Source organism: Vulcaniibacterium thermophilum (assembly GCF_007923255.1).
GTDB lineage: Bacteria > Pseudomonadota > Gammaproteobacteria > Xanthomonadales > Xanthomonadaceae > Lysobacter_F > Lysobacter_F thermophilum.
The window spans coordinates 110,488-130,895 of the sequence record NZ_VOHJ01000001.1; the positions used below are offsets into that span (position 1 = coordinate 110,488).

Here is a 20,408-nt window from a genome sequence, read left to right on the forward strand (position 1 = left end):
GGCATGAAATCGACATTCCCGCTGCGCGGCGGACGCCGCGCGTTGCTCGCCCTCACCGGCATCGTGCTCGCCGCCGCCGTCGCGCGCGCCTTCGCCGCGCCGCCCGACCCGGCGCCGGGGCCGGGGTCGAAGCTGGACGCCAACGCCGATGGCGTCGTCGACCGCGCCGAAGCCGCCGCGCGGCCGCGCCTGGCCGCACGTTTCGACAGCCTCGACGCCAACCGCGACGGCAAGCTGCAGCGCGACGAGCTGGCGTCCATGCGCGGCCGGCGCGCCGGCCACCACGGCATGCGGCTGGATCGCGATGGCGACGGCGCCGTCAGCCGCGCGGAGGCGGCCGCGCGGCCGCAGCTCGCCGAACGCTTCGACCGCATCGATGGCAATGGCGATGGCCGTCTCGAGCGTGCAGAGCTGCGCGCGCATCACGGTGAGGGGCTGCGGCAGCGGTTCGACGAAGCCGACCGGGATCGCGACGGCCGGCTCAGCCGCGCCGAAGCGGAGGCCGCGATGCCGCGCCTGGCGCAGCGGTTCGACCGCATCGACCGCGACCGCGACGGCCGGATTTCGCGCGACGAACTGGGCCACGGACGCGCGCGCCGGCAGCCCTGAACGCGGCGCGCGGGTGCGCGGCCCGGCGGGCCCGCGTATCCGCGCGGCTATGCGCCGCGCACGCGGATGCGGACGTCGCCGACCTCCACGGTCTGGCCGGCGCGGATCTTGCGCGTCTTGCGCAGTTCCACCTCGCCATCCACGCGCACGGCGCCGCTCGCGACCAGGTGCTTGCCGGCGCCGCCGCTGTCGCACAGGCCGGTCAGCTTCAGCAACTGGTTCAGTTCGACGTGGTCGCGGTCGAGGAGGAAATCGAGGGCGGTCATGGCGGCATTATCGCCGCCGGCGTCCGTTCGCGGTCTGCCGGCGCGTCCGGGCGTGTGACGAAGCCCGGCGCCGCGCGCCCGGCCGAACCGTTCATGCGCGATTGCGGCGTTGCCGACGAACGGCTCCTACACTGGGGGTCAAGCCCGCGCCGTCCCGGCCGATAGCCCGATCGAGAGGTGCAAACGCCGATGTTCCGCCCGTCCGTGTCGCTGCTGCCCGTCGTCCTGCTGGCCGCGCTGGCCGGCTGTACGCGGCAGGCGCCGGAGGAGCGGACGCAGACGATGATGCGCGCGGCCGACGCGGCGCCTCCGTCGGAGACCGCGCCCGCCGTGCCGGCGCGCGCGCAGGAGGCCGAGGCCGACGAAGTCGACGTGCGCCGTACCACCCGCTGGCCGGTGGCGCGGCTGACGTCGGGGCAGGCGCGCATCAGTTGCACGCTCGACTACGCCGCCACCGGCGACGGCGCCGCGCTCACCTCGCTCGAGTTCTTCAGCGTGCTGGACGCGATGAGCCCCTGCCAGGACGCCGGTGTGGTGCGCCTGAGCTACGACGGCAAGATCGCGGCCGACTTCACCGACCTGGTGAAGCGGGTCGCGGCGATGGCCGACCGCATGGGCATCCGCAAGCGCGTGCTCGACCTGAACTCGAGCGGCGGCCAGGTGGAGGACGCGATCGCGGCCGGCGACGACATCGGCCAGGCCGGCTGGACGATCTGGGTGCGCGAGGGGGCGGTCTGCCACAGCTCGTGCGTGCTGGTGCTCGCGGCGGGCGACAACCGCATGGTCGCGGGCGAGGTCGGCATCCACCGGATGATGCGCGTGCGTTCCAAGGCCACCACGCGCGCCGAACTGAGCCGCGAGCTGCAGGACATCTACGCCGAAGTGAAGGATTACCTGCAGCGCAACGGCGTGGCGATCGCCATCGCCGACGTGATGATGACCGTGCCCAACCGCAGCCTGCGCCTGCTCACCGCCGAGGAGATGGCGCGCTACGGCCTGTCGGGGCCGAACGCGGCGCAGGACGATCTCAACCGCATCGCTCTGATCCGCAAATGCGGCGAAGCGTTCGTCTGGCGCAAGGACGCGTTCGCGCAGGCCTACGCGCAGGAGTGCGAACGACAGGGGCGCGACGTCGACGAGGTCAATACCTGCGGCATGAAGCTGCGCGAGCGCTTCGGCTTCCCCGACGAGAAGTGCCCGGACGAGAGCCCGCTGTCGGAGTACGACGCCGGTCTTGCGCTGCTGCCCGTCGCGCCGGCGGGCGGAGGGTCGCGCGCCGGCCGCTGACGCCGCGCGTGATGCCGCCTGCACGCCCGCTCGGGCAGCCTGCGGGCGGATGCGAGGAGCACGCATGCGGCGCAAGCAGCTTCGATTCGGCAAGGGCTTCCGGGTGGCGTGGACGGTGCGCCGGGCGCAGGCCGCCGAGATGGTGATTCCGCCGGGCGGCCGCGAGGGCGGGCCCGACAACCGCCATCGCGGCGCGGACCAGTGGCTGTTCGTGGTGGACGGCGAGGGCGTGGCGGTGGTCGAAGGCCGCCGCGTGCGCCTGAAGCCGGGCACGCTGCTGACCATCGAGAAGGGCGAACGCCACGAGGTGCGCAACACCGGCGCGACGCCGTTGCGCACGCTCAATTTCTACTCCCCGCCTGCGTTCGATGCCGACGGCGATCCGGTCGGCCCCGGCCGCGGCTGAGCGTCAGTCGAGCGTGCCCTTGGCCTCGGAGGCGGCGAGCATGTCGGCGTGCTCGATGCGGGTGCGCCGGTGCAGCAGCGGATAGGCGAACACCGCCGCGAGCAGGATCGCCACGCCGGCGTAGAACAGCGGAGTGAGTTCGCGCTGCTCGTCCAGCAGCAGGATCGCCAGCACCACCGCGTACACCGGCTCCAGGTTCACCGCCAGTTGCGCGGCGAACGCGCTCATGTGCCGCAGCGCGACCAGCGAGAGCGCGTACGGCAGCAGCGTGCAGCCCAGCGCCAGCGCCAGCAGGTACGCCGTATCGCGCGGGGAGGGCAGGGCGAACAGCCCTTCTCCCTGGCCCGGCCAGAGCAGATCCGCCAGCGGCGCGAGCAGCACCAGCGCGACGGTTCCGGACGCCAGCTCGATGCCGGTCACGGTGAGCGCGTCGCCGTGCTCCACCAGCCGTTTGTTGAGCGAGCCGAACGCCGCCACCAGCAGCGCCGACAGCGCGCCCATCGCGATCCCGGCGCGCATGTCCGCCGGCACGCCGCCGACCACCAGCGCCACGCCCGGCAACACCGCGATGCCGAGCGCCAGATCGCGGAAGCGGAAGCGGGTGCCCGTCAGCGCCGGCTCCAGCAGCGCGGTGAAGGCGGTGCCGAGCGCGATGCAGGTGGCGCCCACCGACGCGTTGGAGAGCTTGATCGAGGCGTAGAAGGTGACCCAGTGCAGCGCCACCAGCACGCCGATGCCGGCGTAGGCGGCGATCAGGCGCGCCGGCATCGCGCGCAACGCGCGCCACACGCGCGGCACCAGCGCCAGCGCGCCGACCACGATCAGCATGCGCCACGTCACCAGCGCCATCGCCGGCAGCGTGATGAGCTTGCCGAGGATCGCGGTGAAGCCCCACAGCAGGACGCAGAAGTGGATTTGCCAATGGGCGCGGGTGGCGGGATGCATGCGGGTCGGGAACGGTGGAGGGAGATCGAGGACGGGCGCGCGTCGCCGCCTATTGGGTGTCGAGCGACAGCAGCCAGTCGACGAAGCGCTGTGCCGGTTCGCGCAGGCGCCGGTGCGCGGGGTAGACGATGTGGTAGCCCCAGCGTCCGGGCATCTCCGGGCCGGGCAGCTTCACCAACTGGCCGGCGTCGAGGTACGGCTGCACGATGCGCCCGCGCGCCAGCGCCACCCCCAGCCCCGCCGCGGCGGCGCGCATGGCGTCGGTCGAATCGGTGAACGTGAAGCGCGGCTCCACGCGCGCGCCGTGCACGTCGGCGAGACGGAACCAGTCGTGCCATCCCTGCCGGGCGTGATCGGCGATCAGCGGCGACGCGGCGATCGCCGCGGGCGTGGCGATCGCGGCCAGACCGGGGAACTGCGGCGAGGCCACCGGGAACAGGCGCTCGTCCATCAGCCGCACCGCGGCCAAGCCGTGCCATTGCCCCGGCCCGTGGCGGATGCCGAGGTCCGGCCCGCCGTCGTCGAAGCGGGTGAGGGCGACGTCGGTCTCGATGTCGAGGCGGACGTCGGGATGCAGCCGCGCGAACTGCGGCAGGCGCGGCAGCAGCCAGGTGTAGGCGAGCGAATGCAGGGTGGTGACGCGCACGCGCTGGCGCTGATCGCGGCCCGGGCGCAGGCTCGCCAGCACGCTCTCCAGATCGGCGAGGGCGGTGCCGGCGGTGTCGGCGAGCTGGCGACCGGCGGGGGTGAGGATCACGCCGCGCGCGTGCCGGCGGAACAGCGTGACGCCGAGCCGCGCCTCCAGCTTGCGCACCTGATGGCTCACCGCACTGGCGGTGAGATGCAGCTCCTCGGCCGCGTGCGCGAAGTTCTGGTGCCGCGCCGCCGACTCGAACGCCGCCAGCGCCGAGAGCCAGTCCGCCCGCATGCCCATCGCAGCCTCAAATCCGGTTTGTGCCTGGGGCAGAAAGTATGCGCTTGTGCAGTGCCGGGGCGGAAGCACAATGCCGAACACGGCGTGAGCGGTTTTTGTGCCCGGCGCCGAGGAGCCCGCATGAACACACTCGCCACGGACATCGCCGCCGCCCGCACGCACGTCTGGCTGACCCCGCTGGAGCTGGGCCTGCTCGGCGCCATCTGGGGCGCCTCCTTCATGTTCATGCGGGTGGCCGCGCCCGAATTCGGTGCTGCGCCGCTGGTCGAGCTGCGGCTGGCGCTCGGCGCGTTGGTGCTGCTGCCGATGCTGTGGCGCGCACGCGCGCAGTTTCCGCGCGCGCTGTGGCAGAAGCTGGCGCTGATCGGCGCGATCAACTCCGCCGTGCCGTTCGCGCTGTTCGCGTGGGCGGCGCAGCGCGCGCCCGCGGGCGTGGGCGCGATCACCAACGCGATGGCGGTGCTGTTCACCGCGCTCGTGGGCTTTCTGTTCTTCGGCGAGAAGATCGGCGTGCGTCGCGCCGGTGCGCTGCTGGCGGGCTTCGCCGGCGTGGTCGTGCTCGCCAGCGGCAAGACCGCGGGCGCCTCGATCGGCTGGGCGGTGGTGGCCGGCTGCAGCGCCGCGTTCCTGTACGGCGTCGGCGTGCATCTGGTGAAGCGCCATCTGACCGGCCTGCCACCGATGGCGGTCGCCGCCGCGACCCTGGGAACCGCGGCGTTGCTGATGCTGCCGTTCGCGCTGGCGCAATGGCCGCAGCACGCGGTGCCGGGGCGCGCGTGGTTCGCCGCCGGCATGCTGGGCGTACTGTGCACGGGCATCGCCTACGGCCTGTATTACCGCCTGATCAAGCGCGTCGGCCCCGGGCGCGCGGTGACGGTGACCTACCTCGTGCCGCTGTTCGCGGTCGGCTGGGCGTGGGCGTTGCTGGACGAGCCGCTGACGGTACCGATGGCGATCTCCGGCGCGCTGATCCTCGGCAGCGTGGCGATGAGCCAGCGCGGCGCGAAGTGATCAGCCGCGCAGGCGCTGCAGCAGCGCCATCGCCGCGTGCGGGTTGCGTTCCTTGGCGGCGGCGATGAAGAACACGAACACCTCGCGCGGCCGCTGTGGCGCGCGTAGGTCGGGCTCGATGCTGGGCAGATCGGCGGGCTCGCCGCCGCGCGCCCACTCGCGCGCGCGGGCTGCCCAGGCGTCGAGCTCGTCGGCCGGATAGCCGGTGGGCACCTCGCTGCGCGCACGCATCAGCCTCGCGTACACGAAATCGGCGGTGAGATCGGCGAACGAGGGGTAGTCGGGCGAGTCGGTGTACACCATCGCCATGCCATGCGCGCGCGCCAGCGCGAGCAGTGCGGCGTCGACGAAGGCCCGCACCCGCACATCCAGCACGTGCCGCAGCGGGCGGTCGCCGACGCGGGCGGGCAGCAGCTCGAGAAAGCGGGCGAAGTCGTCGCGGTCGAGGCGGCTGCCGACGTCGAACTGCCAGACCAGCGGCCCGAGCCGGTCGCCCATACTGGCGATGCCGGCGACGAAGTCCTCCACCTGCGCACCGGTCCGCGCCAGCGCGCGCGCCTGCACGATGCGCTGCGGCGCCTTGGCCGAGAACACGAAGCCCTCCGGCGTCTGCGCCGCCCAGTTGGCGTAGGTGGCCGGCTTCTGCGCGCCGTAGTAGGTGCCGTTGATCTCGATGGCGGTGAGCTGGCGCGAGGCGTACTCGAGCTCGCGACGCTGCACCAGTCCGGGCGGATAGAAGTTGTTCCGCCACGGCGCGTACACCCAGCCGCCGATGCCGACGCGGATCGCGTGTGCGGGCGGGGCGGTGAAAAGGTCGTGCATGGCGGCGCTCGCGGAGACGGCGCCTCATGCTGCCACGCGGCGGGCGGCGCGGGCGATGCGGCCCGCCCGGCTGCGCAATCGATTTCATCGCCAAGGCCGTCGACGGTCGTGCTGCAATCGGCGGGTCCGGTCGAGGAGGCTTCGCATGCGCTGGCGCGCGTCGTGGGCATTGGCACTGCTGCTGGCCGTGTGCTCCGCGCACGCGCAGGGGTGGCGTCACCTGGGGACGGTCGAGGCGGTGCGGTCCACGCCCGATGGCGTGGAACTGGCCGCGGGCCAGGCGCGTGTGCGCATCCACGCCTTCGCCGGCGGTGTGCTGCGCATCCGCGTCGCGCCCGAAGGCCGGTTCGCATCGGGGCCGTCCTGGGCCATCGCGCAGGCGCCGCGGGCGGTGCCCATCGAGCTGCTGGAGCGGGGCGACGCGCTCGAAGCGCGCGCCGGGCCGCTGACCGCCCGCATCCGCCGCTCGCCGCTGTCGATCGAGATCCTCGATGCGCAGGGACGCACGCTGGTGGCCGACGCGCCCGAGCTGCCGACCGCCTGGCAGCGCACGCACGTTCGCACGTGGAAGCGCATGCCGGCCGACGAGCGCTACTACGGTCTCGGCGACAAGCCCGGCCCGATCGACCGCCGCGGCCGCGCGTTCGTCAACTGGAACACGGACGCCTACGCCTGGCAGGGCCACAGCGATCCGCTCTACAAGTCGATCCCGTTCGTGCTGGCGTTGCGCAGCGACGGCTTCGCCTGGGGCCTGTTCCTCGACAGCCCGCACCGCAGCCACTTCGATTTCGGCAAGGAATCCGACACGCGCTTCAGCTTCGGCGGCGACGGCGGCGAGCTCGACTACTACGTGATCGCAGGCCCCACGCCGGCGCAGGTGATCGAGCGCTACACCGCGCTGACCGGACGCACGCCGCTGCCGCCGAAGTGGGCGCTGGGCTTCCAGCAGTCGCGCTACAGCTATGCCAGCGAGGCGCAGGTGCGCGAGATCGCCCGCACCCTGCGCGAGCGCCGCATCCCGGCCGATGCGATCTACCTCGACATCGACTACCAGCAGGGGCACGCGCCGTTCACCGTCGACCGCGCGAAGTTCCCGGCCTTCGAACGCATGATCGCCGACCTGCGCCGCGACGGCCTGCGCACGGTGCTGATCACCGACCTGCACATCAAGCGCGATCCGGGCAAAGGCTACGCGCCCTACGACGAAGGCATGGCGCAGGACGTGTTCGTGAGGAACGCCGACGGCAGCGTGTACGTCGGCCCGGTGTGGCCGGGCGAGAGCGTGTTCCCCGACTTCACCCTGAGCCGTGTGCGCCGCTGGTGGGGCGGGCTGTACCGCGACTTCGTGCGCGCCGGCGCCGCCGGCTTCTGGAACGACATGAACGAGCCGTCCGTGTTCAACGTGCCGGGCAACACCATGCCGCCGGATGTGCGCCACCGGCTCGACGACGGGACCACGCTCGACCATCGCGCCGTGCACAACGTCTACGGCATGCAGAACGCACGCGCGACCTACGAGGGGCTGCTGGCATTGAAGCCCGACACCCGCCCGTTCGTGCTCACGCGCGCGGCCTATGCCGGCACGCAGCGTTACGCCGCGACGTGGACCGGCGACAACACCGCAAGCTGGCATCACCTGTCGATGAGCACCGCGACGCTTCTCAGCCTGGGGCTGTCCGGTTACGCGCTGGCGGGCGACGACGTCGGCGGCTTCATCGGCTCGCCCGATCCGGAACTGCTGACGCGCTGGTACCAGCTCGGCGCGTTCAATCCGGTGTTCCGCAGCCACGCGGCCACCGACACGCGGCCGCACGAGGCGTGGGTGGACGGGGCCGAACACGAGGCGCGCCGGCGTGAGGCGATCGAGCTGCGCTACCGCCTGCTGCCGTACCTGTACACGCTGGCCGAGGAGAACGCGCGCACGGGCCTTCCGATCCTGCGCCCGGTGTTCCTGCATGACCCGCAGGCGGAGGCGTTCCACGGCGAGGGCCGCAGCTTCCTGTTCGGCCGCGACCTGTTCGTCGCGCCGGTGGTGACCGAGGCGGTCGATCCGCATCGGATCGCGCTGCCGCCGGGGCGCTGGTACGACTTCCGCAGCGGCCGCCGCATGCAGGAGGCGAAGCTCGTGCTCGATCCGCGGCCGCGCGATACGCCGATCTACGCGCGCGCCGGCGCGATCGTTCCGATGCAGCCGCTGGTGCAGCACACCGGCGAAACACCCAAGGGCCCGCTGGAGCTGCGCGTCTACCTGCCGGATGCCGGCCAGCCGTGCGACGGCGCCCTCTACGACGACGATGGCGAGAGCTTCGCGTATCGCAGCGGTGCGTACCTGCGTGTGCGCTTCACCTGCGCGGTGGATGCAGGCGGGATACGCGTTGCGGCGAACATCGAGCACGCGCGCTTCCGTCCGTGGTGGCGTGACGCCCAACTCATGCTCGTCGGATTGACGCGCGCGCCAGCGGCGGTACGACTGGACGGACGCGCGCTGCAAGACTGGCGCTACGACGAAGCGGCGCGCACGTTGCGGGTGCCGGTTGCGCATGCGCGACGCGACTGGACGTTGACCGTACAGCCGTAGGGCGGGTCTCGACCCGCCGTTCGTAACGCGTCCATCAGCCCGTAGGTTGGGCTGAGCGCAGCGAAGCCCAACGTCGCGCGCCAGCGCGACGTGGTACCGGGCAACGTTGGGCTTCGCCTTCGGCTCAGCCCAACCTACCGATCGAGCCTTGCGTAGGGCGGGCCTTGTCCCGCCGCATGCGGCGAAGCCGTGCGCGCCTGCGGGGCGCGCCCTCACGTTGCGAGGCCCGACGTCGGACTTCGCCTTCGGCTCAGCCCAACCTACCGATCGAGCCTTGCGTAGGGCGGGACTTGTCCCGCCGCATGCGGCGAAGCCGTGCGCGCCTGCGGGGCGCGCGCCCTCACGTTGCGAGGCCCGACGTCGGGCTTCGCCTTCGGCTCAGCCCGACCTACGGGAATCGACCGACGGGCCGGTCGGCGCGGGGTCAACTCCCCTCGCGCGCGTTCGGCGTCCACGGCCGCGCCAGCGCGACCTTCACCGCTTTCACGCCGGGCAATGAACGCAGCCGGCTCGGCAACTCGGCATCGACCCGCACCGAGCACGTGCCGTTGAGCTCCAGCGTGCCGGCCGCGCCGCGCACGAACGCATCCAGCCGCAGCGGCGTCGGCCCGGGCCGGTGCTCGGCCAGCAGCGCGTCGACCTTCGCCCACGCGCCGTCCTCGCGCAGGTCCACGCGCAGCGACAGCCGCTGCGCCTGCCTCGGACAAAGTTGCGCGTAGTCCCAGCAGCGCTGCGCGCGCAGCGCGAAGCCGCCGCTGAACGCGTCCTCGCGCAGGCCGCCCTGCACGACGATCAGGCGGTCGCGCGCGATCAGCGCCGAATACTCCGCGTAGGTCTCGGCGAAGAACGCGCACTCGAGCCGGCCGCGGCCGTCCTCGATCAGCACGAACATCTGCGCGTCGCCCTTCTTGCGGAAGCCGGTGACCAGACCCGCAACCACCACCTCGATCTCCGGCCGCCAGCCGCCGCGCGCGTTCTCCGGCCGCGACTCCCAGATCCGTTCCAGATCGCCGAGGTCGTGGCCGATCAGCCCGCGCACCTCCTCGCGATACGGATCGAACGGATGGCCGCTGAGGTAATGGCCGAGCGTCTCGCGCTCGCCGGCCAGCTTCTGCGCCAGCGGCCATTCGTCGGTCTCCGGCAGCTCGATCCGCAGCGCGGGCGCGGCGGTTTCGAAGCCGCCGAACAGCGACACCTGGCCGGCCTCGCGTTCGCGCGCGAGCTGCTCGGTGGCCTTCAGCACCTCCGGCAACTGCAGCATCAGGCTGGCGCGGTTCTTCCCCAGCGCATCGAGCGCGCCGGCGTGGATCAGCGCTTCCAGCGCGCGGCGGTTGAGCTTGCCGCCTTCCACGCGCCGGCAGAAGTCGAGCAGGTCGGTGAACACGCCCGCACGCCGCGCCTCGACGATCGCCTCGCACACGCCGCGGCCGACGCCCTTCACCGCGCCGAGGCCGTAGCGGATGGTGTCCGGCCGGTTCGCCTGCGGACCGGGTTCCGGCACGACCGCCTCGAACATGTACGCCGATGCGTTGACATCCGGCGGCAGCACGGTGAGGCCGAGCGCGCGCGCCTCGTCGAGAAAGCCGACCACCTTGTCGGTGTTGTCCATGTCCGAGGACAGCACCGCCGCCATGAACTCGGCGGGGTAGTGCACCTTCAGCCACGCGGTCTGGTAGGCGACCAGCGCGTACGCCGCCGAGTGCGACTTGTTGAAGCCGTACTCGGCGAACTTCTCCATCAGGTCGAAGATCTGCGACGCCTGCTTCGGATCGACGCCGCGCTCGGCCGCGCCGGCCTCGAACTTGGCGCGCTCCTTCGCCATCTCCTCGGGCTTCTTCTTGCCCATCGCGCGGCGCAGCAGGTCGGCGCCGCCGAGCGAATAGCCCGCCAGCACCTGCGCGATCTGCATCACCTGTTCCTGGTACACGATGACGCCGTAGGTCGGCGCCAGCACCGGCTCCAGCGCCGGGTGCGGATAGGTGACCTCGGTGTTGCCGTGCTTGCGGTCGACCCATTCGCGATCCATCCCCGAGCCGAGCGGGCCGGGGCGGAACAGCGCGGCGAGCGCGATGATGTCCTCGAAGGTGTCGGGCTTTGCGCGCTTGAGCAGCTCGCGCATGCCGCGCGATTCGAACTGGAACACCGCGACCGTGTCGCCGCGCGCGAACAGCTTGTAGGTCTCGGCGTCGTCGAGCGGCAGCGCGCCGATGTCGAGTGCCGGCTCGCCGGCTTTGGCGCGGCGCCGGTTGATGGCCTTCACCGCCCAGTCGATGATCGTGAGCGTGCGCAGGCCGAGGAAGTCGAACTTCACCAGACCGACCGCCTCGACGTCGTCCTTGTCGAACTGCGTCACCGGGTTCCTGCCGCGGCCTTCGCCGTCGTGTTCGGCGAACAGCGGGCAGAAGTCGGACAGCGGGCTGGGCGCGATCACCACGCCGCCGGCGTGCTTGCCGGCGTTGCGCGTGAGGTCCTCGAGCTTGAGCGCGAGGTCGATCAGATCGCGCACCTCGTCCTCGGCCTCGTAGCGCTGGATCAGCTCGGCCGAGGCCAGCGACGGATCCTTCTTCGCCGCCTCGCTGCGGCCGAGCGCGTCCTCCAGCGTGATGCCGAGCGTGTTCGGGATCAGCTTGGCGATGCCGTCGACGAAGCCGTACGGATGGCCGAGCACGCGGCCGGTGTCGCGCACCACCGCCTTCGCGGCCATGGTGCCGTAGGTGATGATCTGGCTGACGCGGTCGCGGCCGTACTTGCGCGCGACGTACTCGATCACCTCGTCGCGCCGGTCCATGCAGAAATCGATGTCGAAGTCCGGCATCGACACGCGTTCCGGGTTGAGGAAGCGTTCGAACAGCAGGTCGTACGGCAGCGGGTCGAGGTCGGTGATGCCCAGCGCCCAGGCGACCAGGGAGCCTGCGCCCGAACCGCGGCCGGGGCCGACCGGAATGCCGTGCTGCTTGGCCCAGTTGATGAAGTCCGCGACGATCAGGAAGTAGCCGGGAAACCCCATCTTGATGATGACGTCGAGCTCGGTCTCGAGCCGCTGCTCGTAGTCCTCGCGCGTCTTGCCCGCCGCCAGCGGGTACTTCTCCAGCCGCTTCGCCAGGCCCTCGCGCGCCTGGTTGCGCAGCCAGCTCTCGATCGTGTGCTCGCTCGGCACCGGGAACGCCGGCAGCGCGTACTGGCCGAGCTTCAGCTCGACGTTGCAGCGTTTGGCCAGCAGCACGGCGTTGTCGATCGCATCCGGCACGTCGGCGAACAGCGCCGCCATCTCCGGCGTCGACTTCAGGTATTGCTCGGGGCTGTACTCGCGCGGCCGCTTGGGGTCGTCGAGCACGCGGCCGGTGGCGATGCACACGCGCGCCTCGTGCGCTTCGAACTCGCCGGCGTGCAGGAAGCGCACGTCGTTGCTGGCCACCACCGGGATGCCGCGCCGCGCGGCGGCGTACAGCGCGAAGGCATTGAACGCGTCCTCGCCGTCGCGCCGCGCGCGCACCAGCTCCAGATGCAGACGGTCGCCCAACACGCCGGCCCAGTCGGCCAGCCACGCCTCGGCCAGTTCGTGACGATGGCCTGCGACGAGGCGGCCGGCGAGGCTCGCGCGTCCGGCCAGCGCGAACAGGCCCGTGTTGTCCTCGCGCAGCCAGTCCGGCCGCAGCGCCACGCCCTCGGTGCGGTGGCCTTCCATCCAGGCGCGCGTCAGCAACCGCGACAGCGTCAGATAGCCGGTGCGGTCGCGGCACAGCAGCGTCATCCGCGTGGCCGCCTCGTTGCCGTCGGCCAGCGCGACGTCGGCGCCGATGATCGGCTTGATGCCCCGGGCCTCGGCGGCCTTGTAGAACTTCACCGCCGCGAACACGTTGTCGAGGTCGGTGATCGCCACCGCCGGCTGGCCGAGTTCCACGCAGCGCTTCACCAGCCGGTCGACGCGGATGGTCGAGTCGGCCAGCGAGTATTCGCTGTGCAGGTGGAGATGGACGAACGCGGCGGACATGCGCGAGGGCGGCGTGGCAGGCCGCAGCGTAGCAGGGCGGGGCGGCGGCACACAGGCTTGACAGCACCGCCGCCGCGCGCGGCCGCCGGTTCATCGCCGACGGCCGCGCCGGCCGTCCGCTAATGCACCTGGAACAGGCGGCCGGAGCCGGACAGGTAGCTCGACTCGCGCACGCGCCGTGCCTGGGCCTCGTAGGCGGCCTGGTCGGCCTCGTCCGGGGTCGGCGGGCGGTCCGGCTCGGCGTTGCGACGGCGCGCCGCGGCCAGCGCCTCGGCGCAGGCGGCGCGGCGGGCCAAGCGGTCCTGCGTGGGGGCAAAGCGCGCAGACGGCGGGACGAGCAGGTTGGACAGGGTGTGGATGACGTTCATGGCTCTCTCCGAAGGGCGCCGCGCGGGGGTTCGCGACGCGGGGCCAGCATCCGCCGGGGGCCGCCGCCGATCATGAGGACGCAACATCGTTCATGAGAGGCTTTCGCGCGTTTTCCGAGGCCGTCATGAGGATTCGCCGATGACCGCCAACGGACGAGCGGCCGCGGAGCCGGCACCGGGTCGATACCGCTTCGACGGCTTCGTGGTCGACGTCGCCGCGCACACGCTGACCCGCGACGGCGTCGCGGTGACGGTCGAGCCGAAGGCGTTCGCGGTGCTGGCGGTGCTGCTGGTCCGCGCCGGCGAACTGGTCGGCCGCGACGAACTGCTCGATGCCGTGTGGGGCCATCGCCACGTCACGCCCGGCGTGCTGACGCGGGTGATCGCCCAGCTCCGCCATGCGCTCGGCGACGACGCCCACCACCCGCGCTACATCCAGACCCAGCACGCGCTCGGCTACCGCTTCGTCGGCACGCTGCAGACGGAGCAGCCGGCGCGGGCCGCGGCGCCGATCGCGACACGGGCGGCGGAGCCGGTGGCTGTCGCCGATGGCCCGTCCGCATCCGTTCCGGCGGCACTGCCATCGCCGCGCCGCCGCGGCGGCGAACCGCCTGCGCGCATGCGCCCGCGCGCGCGTCGGTCGGTGCGTCTGGCCGCGCTCGTGCTGGCGCTTCCCGCCTTGCTGCTGGTGTGGAACGCGCGGCAGCCTCCGGCGACGCCGACCGTCGCGCCGTCGGTCGCGGTGCTGCCGTTCACCCCGATCGGCCGCGACGAGGCCGACCGCTACTTCGCCGAAGGCCTGGCGGCGGAGATGCACGACGCGCTGGCCGGCGTGCCCGGGCTGAAGGTGGCCGCGTGGCTGCCGGCCACCGCCGGGCGTGCCGATCCGCGCGCGCTCGGCCAGCGGCTCGGCGTGGCCGCGGTTCTCGATGCGTCGGTGCAGCGCGAGGGCCAGCGGGTGCGCATCCGCGCCCGTCTCACCGACACCGCCACCGGCTTCACCCTCTGGAGCCGGCGCTACGACCGCGAGCTCGGCGACGTGTTCGCCACCCAGAGCGAGATCGCGCGCGAAGTCGCCTCGGCGCTGGTCGGCGTGCTGCCCGATGCGGGCGAAGGCCTGCGCCGGCGGCTGGCGCCCACCCGCGACGTGGCCGCCTTCGACGCCTACCTGCGCGGCCTGCACGCGCTGGCGAGCGGCGGCGACCGCCCGGCCGCGGGCGTCTACTTCCGGCGCGCGTTGGCGCAGGACGCCGGCTTCGCGCGCGCGCAGGCCGGGCTGTGCCGGGTCGAGGCATGGCGGTTCGAGACGCAGCGCAACGCCGCCGCATTCGACGGCGCGCGGCTGGCCTGCCGCACCGCCGAGAACATGGATCCGGGCATCCCCGACGTGCAGCTCGCGCTCGGCGACCTCTACCGCGTGCGCGGCGATCTCGACCGCGCCGCCGAGCAGTACCGCCGGATCGTCGAGGACCCGGCGCAACGCGCCTCGGCGCTGGTCGGGCTGGCGAAGGTCGAGGCCGCCCGCGGCCGCCCCGACGCCGCGCTGGCGCTGTTCCGCCAAGCCCTGCGCGCCAGCCCGTCCGACGCCCGCATCCATGCCGAGATGGGCTACCGGCTCTACCTCGCCAACCGCCTCGACGAGGCGGTGGCCGCGTTGAAGCGGGCCACCGAACTGCGCCCCGATTCGGCCGAGCACTGGGGGCTGCTGGGCGCGTTGCTGCTCACCGCGGGGTCGAACGAAGCGGCGATGCGGGCGCTCGAGCGCGCCGCGGCGATCGAGCCGGACGCGGGCGTGCTCAGCAATCTCGGCACGCTCAAGTACCAGGGCGGCGACTACGCCGGCGCGGCCGCGCTCTACCGCCGCGCCGCCCGGCTCAGCCCGGGCAATCACCAGTTGCTCGGCAACCTCGGCGATGCGCTGCTCGCCGATCCGGCCACCGCTGCGCAGGCGCGCGACGCGTTCCGCGAGGCCGCCGAGCTGGCGCAGCGCTACGTCGAACTCAAGCCGGAAGACGCCAAGGCGCTGGCCGCGCTGGGCTGGTATCGCGCCAACCTCGGCCAACGCGAGGCCGCCGTCGCGCTGGCGCGCCGCGCCGAAGCGCTGGGCGGCGAGCCGGCCGAAGTCGCCTTCTACAACGCCGAGACGTTCGCGCTGCTCGGCGATCGCGACGCGGCGCGGGCGCGCCTGCAGGCCGCGCGCGCCGCCGGGCTCGCGGAAACCCGCCTGACCACCCACCCGCTGTTCGCCCGTGCGGGACTGCTGGAGCGGCCGCCGGCGGCCGTCCGCGGCGCCGATCTCACCGCCGGCCTGCATCAGGAGAAAACGCCATGACCGCCGATGCCCCGACCTCGCGCGATTTCGCCGAGCGCGAATTCGTCATCCCGCTGTCGCAGGACGAGCATGCCGTCGTCCGCGTGCGCCTGGCCGCCAACACGCCGGTGGTGGTCGGGCCGCGGCCCAAGCGCTATCACGCCGCGCTCGGCGACGAGGCGCTGGAGCTCGAGGTGGACATGGAAGTGGTGCCGCCGATGAGCAACACGCCAGTCGTCACCGGCCCGCGGCCGGTACAGCGCTAGACGCCGTCCTCCAGCGCCAGCGCGAGCTGCTGCACCTGCGCCGCGTACACCGGCGCGAAGCTGCGCCGGTGCACGGGGCACGGGCCGTGCTCGGCCAGCGCCGCCAGATGGCGCGGCGTCGAATAGCCCTTGTGCTCGTCGAAGCCGTACTGCGGCCAGCGCTCGTGCAGGCGGCACATCAGACGGTCGCGCGCGACCTTGGCGAGGATCGAGGCGGCCATGATCGCAGGCTCGCTCGCATCGCCGCCCACCAGCGCCTCCGCCGCGCACGGCAGTTCCGGCGGCAGATGGTTGCCGTCGACGATCGCCAGCTCCGCGCACGGCGACAGCGCGCACAGCGCGCGCCGCATTCCGGCCATCGTGGCACGGAAGATGTTCAGACGGTCGATCTCCTCGACCTCGACGAACTCCACGTGCCAGCACAGCGCGCGCTCGACGATCTTCTCGTACAGCGCCTCGCGCTGCAGCGCGGTGAGCTTCTTCGAATCGTCGAGGCCGCGGATGCGGCGCGTTCGGTCCAGGATCACCGCGGCCACCGCGACCGGCCCCGCCAGCGGCCCGCGCCCGGCTTCGTCCACGCCGGCGATCAACCGGGTGTCGGCGGCGCGGAATCGGCGTGCGGGACGGGAGGCGGGCGGCACCGCGCCACCTTAGCGCGCGGCGCGCAGCGAATGAAGCGGGCGCGGCCCCGACGCCGCGTGCGGCGTGAAACGCGTGAACGGCAGGCGCAGTCGCGCGTTCATCGCGGTGAACCGCATCGCGCCCGGGCGCCGTCGATCAGCGCCGCGATCGCTTCGGCCGCGCGTGCCGAGGCATCGCGGCGCAGCCCGGCGTGGATCGCCTCGAAGCGGGGAACGAGCGCATCCGCCGCGTGCGGATCGCGCAGCCAGGCCAGCACCGCATCGGCGAGCTTCGCCGGCGTGCACTCGTGCTGCATCAGTTCGGGCACCAGCGTTTCGCCCGCGAGAATGTTCGGCAGCGCGTAGCGGCTCACCTTCAGCATGCCGAGGCCCTTCACCAGCCGGTAGGTCAACGCCGAAACGCGATAACCGACCACCATCGGCCGCTTCGCCAGCATCGCCTCCAGCGTCGCGGTGCCGGACGCCAGCAGAACGACGTCGCTGGCGACCATCAGCTCGCGGGCGCGACCGTGGTAGAGGCGCAATGCGCCGCCGGCGTCCGGCGCCCGCGCGAGGAGCGTCTCCAGCGCGGCATGGCAGCCGTCGTTGGCGGCCGGTACCACCACCTGCACGTCGGGCATGGCCTGCCGCACGCGCGCGGCGGCGTCGAGGAACACCGTGCCGAGGCGTTCGATCTCGCCCAGCCGCGAGCCGGGCAGCACCGCCAGCACGGTCGCGTCCTGCGCGATGCCGAGTGCGGCGCGGGCGGTGGCGCGGTCGGGATGCAGCGGCATCGCATCGGCGAGCGGGTGGCCCACGAACCGCGCATCGACCCCGTGCCGCGCGTAGATCGGCGGCTCCATCGGAAACAGGCACAGCACGCGGTCGGCGCTGAGACCGATCTTCGCCGCGCGCTTCTCGCGCCAGGCCCACACCGACGGGCTGACGTAATGCGCGGTGCGCACGCCGCGCTGCTTGAGCCAGCGCTCGACGCCGAGGTTGAAGTCGGGCGCGTCGATGCCGACGAACACATCGGGCCGCCACGCCAGCAGCCGCTCACGCAGCGCGCGGCGCAGCCGCAGCAACCGCGGCAGGTGCCGCAGCACCTCCGCCAGCCCCATCACCGCAAGCTCGGAGGCATCGTGCCACGCCTCCAGACCCGCTTCGCGCATGCGATCGCCGCCGACGCCGGCGAACACGGCGTCCGGATACCGCTCGCGCAGCGCCGCGACCAGCCCGGCGCCCAGCAGATCGCCCGACGCCTCGCCGGCGACGAGCGCGATGCGGGGAGAATGGGGATTCGGGATCGGGGATTCGGGATTCGACAAAGCAGGAGGCATCGCGACGGGTCGTCGCATGATCCGTCATTCCCGCGCGGGCGGGAATCCACGCAACCGGCGCGGCGGAGGGCGCCGCAGGCGCGCATCGCTTCGCCGCACAGACGGCGGGACAAGTCCCGCCCTACGCTGCGGGGCCGGACGAGGGGTTGGGGTGAGGGCGTGCGCCGCAGGCGCGCAGGGCTTCGCCGCACATGCGGCGGGACAAGTCCCGCCCTACGCTGTGGCGCCGGACGAGGGGTTGGGGTGAGGGCGCGCGCCGCAGGCGCGCATCGCTTCGTCGCACAGGCGGCGGGACAAGTCCCGCCCTACGCCGCCGACGTTCCCTGTTCCCTGTTCCCGATTCCCGATTCCCGATTCCCGATTCCCGATTCCCACCCTACCGAAGCAACGGCCGCTCGCCGCTGTCGACGAACTCCAGGAACGCGCGCACGTCGTCGCTCTGCGCCGCCAGTTCGGCGAGCCGGGCGCGCGCCTCGTCGAGCGAACCTGAGCCCAGGTAGAGCGCACGATAGGCGCGCTTGATCGCGGCGATCCGTTCCGGCCCGAAGCCGCGGCGCTTGAGCCCCTCGGCGTTGATCCCGCGCGGCCGGCCGTAGCCCTCCTGCGCCACCATCACGAACGGCGGCACGTCGCCGTTGACGAACGCGCCCATGCCGATGAACGCGTGCGCGCCGATGCGGCAGAACTGGTGCACGCCGACGAAGCCGCTGAGGATCACGTGGTCGCCCACGGTGACGTGGCCGGCGAGCGTGGCGTTGTTGGAGAACACGCAGTGATTGCCCACCTGGCAGTCGTGGGCGACGTGCGTGTAGGCCAGCATCCAGTTGTCGCTGCCGATCCGCGTCACGCCGCCGCCGCCGCCGGTGCCGCGGTTGAGGGTCACGAACTCGCGGAACAGGTTGCGGTCGCCGATCACCAGCTCGGTACGCTCGCCGCCGTACTTCTTGTCCTGCGGCTCGCCGCCGACCGCGCAATGGCCGACGAAGCGATTGTCGCGGCCGATGCGCGTCGGGCCGTGCACGCTGCAGTGCGGGCCGAACAGGGTGTTCTCGCCGACCTCGACCTCTTCGCCGATGTAGCAGAACGGACCGACCTGCACGCCGTCCGCGAGCCGCGCGCCCGGTTCGACCACCGCGGTCGGATGGATCTTCGCTCCCATCGCCGTCAGCGCTTCGCCTCGGCGCACAGCACGTCGGCGCAGGCGACCTGCTCGCCGTCCACGCGCGCCACGCCCGACAGCAGCGCCATGTTGCGGATCATGCGCTTGAGATGGACCTCGAGCTCCAGCCGGTCGCCCGGCACCACCATTTTCGAGAATTTCGCGTTGTCCACCTTCACCAGGTAGAACTGGCGGCCCTCCGCGCGGTTCGGATCGGAGAGCTGGGTGAGCACGCCGCCGGCCTGCGCCAGCGCCTCGATCACCAGCACGCCCGGCATCACCGGATGGCCCGGGAAATGGCCGTTGAAGAACGCCTCGTTGGCGCTCACGTTCTTGTAGGCCAGCACGCGCCTGGACGGCTCGAACTCGACCACGCGGTCGACCAGCAGGAACGGGTAGCGGTGCGGAAGCAGCCGCTGAATCGCGGCGATGTCGAGCGGCAGTTGGATGGTGTCGGTCATGTCGGATCGGAATCGGCGCCGCGGCGGAGCCGGCGGGCGAGGGCGTCGAGTTGCTTGAAGCGCGCGGCATTCCGTCGCCAGGAACGATTGTCCATCAACGGCGTGCCCGAGGAGTATTCGCCGGGCTCGCGGATCGAGTGGGTCACCAGGCTCATCGCCGTCACCGTGACCCGGTCGCACAGCTCCAGATGGCCCAGTACGCCGGCGCCGCCGCCGATCAGGCAGTAGCGGCCGATCCGCGCGCTGCCGGCCACGGCGGCGCAGCCGGCCATCGCGGTGTGCGCGCCGATGTGCGCGTTGTGGCCGATCTGGATCTGGTTGTCGAGGCGCACGTCCTCCTCGAGCACGGTGTCCTCGATCGCGCCGCGGTCGATCGTGGTGTTGGCGCCGATCTCGCAGTCGTCGCCGACCACCACGCCGCCGAGCTGCGGCACCTTGAGCCAGCGCCCGCCGTCCATCGCCAGCCCGAAGCCGTCGGCGCCGAGCACGGCGCCCGGGTGGACCAGCACGCGGCGGCCGAGCCGCACCCGCTTCACCAGCGTCACCCGCGCGACCAGTTCGGAGCCTTCGCCGACCACGCAGTCCTCCCCGATCACGCAACCGGGGCCGACGATGGCGCCGGCCTCGATGCGGCTGCGCGCGCCGATGCTGACGAACGCACCGACGTGCGCTCGCGGGTCCACCCGCGCGCCCGGATCGACGACCGCGCTCGGGTGCACGCCCGGCTCCGGCGCCGCGCGCGTTTCGAACAGGGCGGCGAGCCGGGCGAAGGCCGCGTACGGGTCGCGCGCGATCAGCGCGGTGCCGGCGAACCCTTCGGCGTCCTCGGCGCGCATCACCACCGCGGCGGCCGCGGTGTCGGCCAACTGCGCGCGGTAGCGGGGATTGGCGAGAAACGCCAGCTCGTCCGCCCGCGCCCGCGCCAGCGTGCCGACGCCGCGCACGCGCACGGCGCCGTCGCCCCTGAGCCCAAGTCCGGCGCGCTGCGCCAGCTCGGCGGCGGTGTAGACGGGAGCGGACACGGTCACACCGTG

Annotated in this window: 18 protein-coding genes; 7 read left to right on the forward strand and 11 right to left on the reverse strand. The window is 72.6% G+C overall.

The features are described 5' to 3' along the window. Window positions 1-3 precede the first annotated feature (3 nt). A complete protein-coding gene (locus tag FQY64_RS00555) occupies window positions 4-609 on the forward strand; it encodes an EF-hand domain-containing protein (protein WP_146471753.1) in 606 nt (201 codons plus the stop codon). Between the two features lie 47 nt (window positions 610-656). On the opposite strand, the gene FQY64_RS00560 is transcribed toward FQY64_RS00555, so the two are convergent. Further along, complete coding sequence (locus FQY64_RS00560) at window positions 657-875, reverse strand: RNA-binding S4 domain-containing protein (RefSeq protein ID WP_146471754.1); 219 nt, start codon at window positions 873-875, stop codon at window positions 657-659. Window positions 876-1,064: 189 nt separating this feature from the next. On the opposite strand from FQY64_RS00560, the gene FQY64_RS00565 reads away from it, so the two are divergent. Together FQY64_RS00565 and FQY64_RS00570 are read left to right on the forward strand one after the other, a co-directional pair. After that, window positions 1,065-2,162, forward strand: a complete 1,098-nt coding sequence (locus tag FQY64_RS00565; protein ID WP_146471755.1) for a COG3904 family protein — start codon at window positions 1,065-1,067, stop codon at window positions 2,160-2,162. Between the two features lie 64 nt (window positions 2,163-2,226). After that, entirely contained in the window at window positions 2,227-2,568 is a 342-nt protein-coding gene (locus tag FQY64_RS00570; RefSeq protein WP_146471756.1) for a cupin domain-containing protein, read from the forward strand. A 3-nt stretch (window positions 2,569-2,571) separates the two neighbouring features. On the opposite strand, the gene FQY64_RS00575 is transcribed toward FQY64_RS00570, so the two are convergent. Together FQY64_RS00575 and FQY64_RS00580 are read right to left on the reverse strand one after the other, a co-directional pair. Then, window positions 2,572-3,513, reverse strand: a complete 942-nt coding sequence (locus FQY64_RS00575; RefSeq protein WP_146471757.1) for a DMT family transporter — start codon at window positions 3,511-3,513, stop codon at window positions 2,572-2,574. Between the two features lie 49 nt (window positions 3,514-3,562). After that, entirely contained in the window at window positions 3,563-4,447 is an 885-nt protein-coding gene (locus tag FQY64_RS00580) for a LysR substrate-binding domain-containing protein (RefSeq protein WP_146471758.1), read from the reverse strand. Window positions 4,448-4,567: 120 nt separating this feature from the next. On the opposite strand from FQY64_RS00580, the gene FQY64_RS00585 reads away from it, so the two are divergent. Next, complete coding sequence (locus FQY64_RS00585; protein ID WP_146471759.1) at window positions 4,568-5,458, forward strand: DMT family transporter; 891 nt, start codon at window positions 4,568-4,570, stop codon at window positions 5,456-5,458. Here the strand turns inward: FQY64_RS00585 and FQY64_RS00590 are convergent, their stop codons facing one another. After that, window positions 5,459-6,280: a DUF72 domain-containing protein gene (locus FQY64_RS00590; RefSeq protein ID WP_146471760.1), complete on the reverse strand. Its 822-nt coding sequence runs from the start codon at window positions 6,278-6,280 to the stop codon at window positions 5,459-5,461. Between the two features lie 145 nt (window positions 6,281-6,425). Here FQY64_RS00590 and FQY64_RS00595 point away from each other — a divergent pair, with 145 nt between their 5' ends. After that, window positions 6,426-8,858, forward strand: coding sequence for a glycoside hydrolase family 31 protein (locus tag FQY64_RS00595; RefSeq protein WP_146471761.1), 2,433 nt, complete (start codon window positions 6,426-6,428; stop codon window positions 8,856-8,858). Between the two features lie 424 nt (window positions 8,859-9,282). Here FQY64_RS00595 and dnaE read toward each other — a convergent pair whose 3' ends face one another. Together dnaE and FQY64_RS00605 are read right to left on the reverse strand one after the other, a co-directional pair. Beyond that, complete coding sequence (dnaE, locus tag FQY64_RS00600; RefSeq protein WP_146471762.1) at window positions 9,283-12,849, reverse strand: DNA polymerase III subunit alpha; 3,567 nt, start codon at window positions 12,847-12,849, stop codon at window positions 9,283-9,285. Window positions 12,850-12,968: 119 nt separating this feature from the next. Next, window positions 12,969-13,217, reverse strand: coding sequence for a hypothetical protein (locus FQY64_RS00605; RefSeq protein WP_146471763.1), 249 nt, complete (start codon window positions 13,215-13,217; stop codon window positions 12,969-12,971). 139 nt (window positions 13,218-13,356) lie between these two features. Here FQY64_RS00605 and FQY64_RS00610 point away from each other — a divergent pair, with 139 nt between their 5' ends. Beyond that, the gene (locus FQY64_RS00610; protein ID WP_146471764.1) at window positions 13,357-15,549 is read left to right on the forward strand and encodes a tetratricopeptide repeat protein; all 2,193 of its coding nucleotides are present in this window, start codon (window positions 13,357-13,359) and stop codon (window positions 15,547-15,549) included. Further along, window positions 15,546-15,794, forward strand: a complete 249-nt coding sequence (locus tag FQY64_RS00615) for a hypothetical protein (RefSeq protein WP_146471765.1) — start codon at window positions 15,546-15,548, stop codon at window positions 15,792-15,794. Before FQY64_RS00610 ends, FQY64_RS00615 begins: the two co-directional genes overlap by 4 nt. Here FQY64_RS00615 and FQY64_RS00620 read toward each other — a convergent pair. The 5 genes from FQY64_RS00620 to lpxD form a co-directional block, all read right to left on the reverse strand. Then, window positions 15,791-16,435, reverse strand: a complete 645-nt coding sequence (locus FQY64_RS00620; protein WP_146471766.1) for a ribonuclease HII — start codon at window positions 16,433-16,435, stop codon at window positions 15,791-15,793. The genes FQY64_RS00615 and FQY64_RS00620 overlap by 4 nt on opposite strands. 98 nt (window positions 16,436-16,533) lie before the next feature. Then, window positions 16,534-17,772, reverse strand: coding sequence for a lipid-A-disaccharide synthase (gene lpxB, locus FQY64_RS00625; RefSeq protein ID WP_146471767.1), 1,239 nt, complete (start codon window positions 17,770-17,772; stop codon window positions 16,534-16,536). 358 nt (window positions 17,773-18,130) lie between these two features. Next, entirely contained in the window at window positions 18,131-18,913 is a 783-nt protein-coding gene (gene lpxA / locus FQY64_RS00630) for an acyl-ACP--UDP-N-acetylglucosamine O-acyltransferase (RefSeq protein ID WP_146471768.1), read from the reverse strand. Window positions 18,914-18,918: 5 nt separating this feature from the next. Next, window positions 18,919-19,374 (reverse strand): 3-hydroxyacyl-ACP dehydratase FabZ, encoded by a 456-nt coding sequence (fabZ, locus tag FQY64_RS00635; RefSeq protein ID WP_146471769.1) that lies wholly within the window; start codon window positions 19,372-19,374, stop codon window positions 18,919-18,921. Further along, window positions 19,371-20,396 carry a UDP-3-O-(3-hydroxymyristoyl)glucosamine N-acyltransferase gene (gene lpxD / locus FQY64_RS00640; protein ID WP_146471770.1) on the reverse strand — a complete coding sequence of 342 codons (1,026 nt, stop codon included), beginning with the start codon at window positions 20,394-20,396 and terminating at the stop codon, window positions 19,371-19,373. Before lpxD ends, fabZ begins: the two co-directional genes overlap by 4 nt. Between the last annotated feature and the right edge of the window lie 12 nt (window positions 20,397-20,408).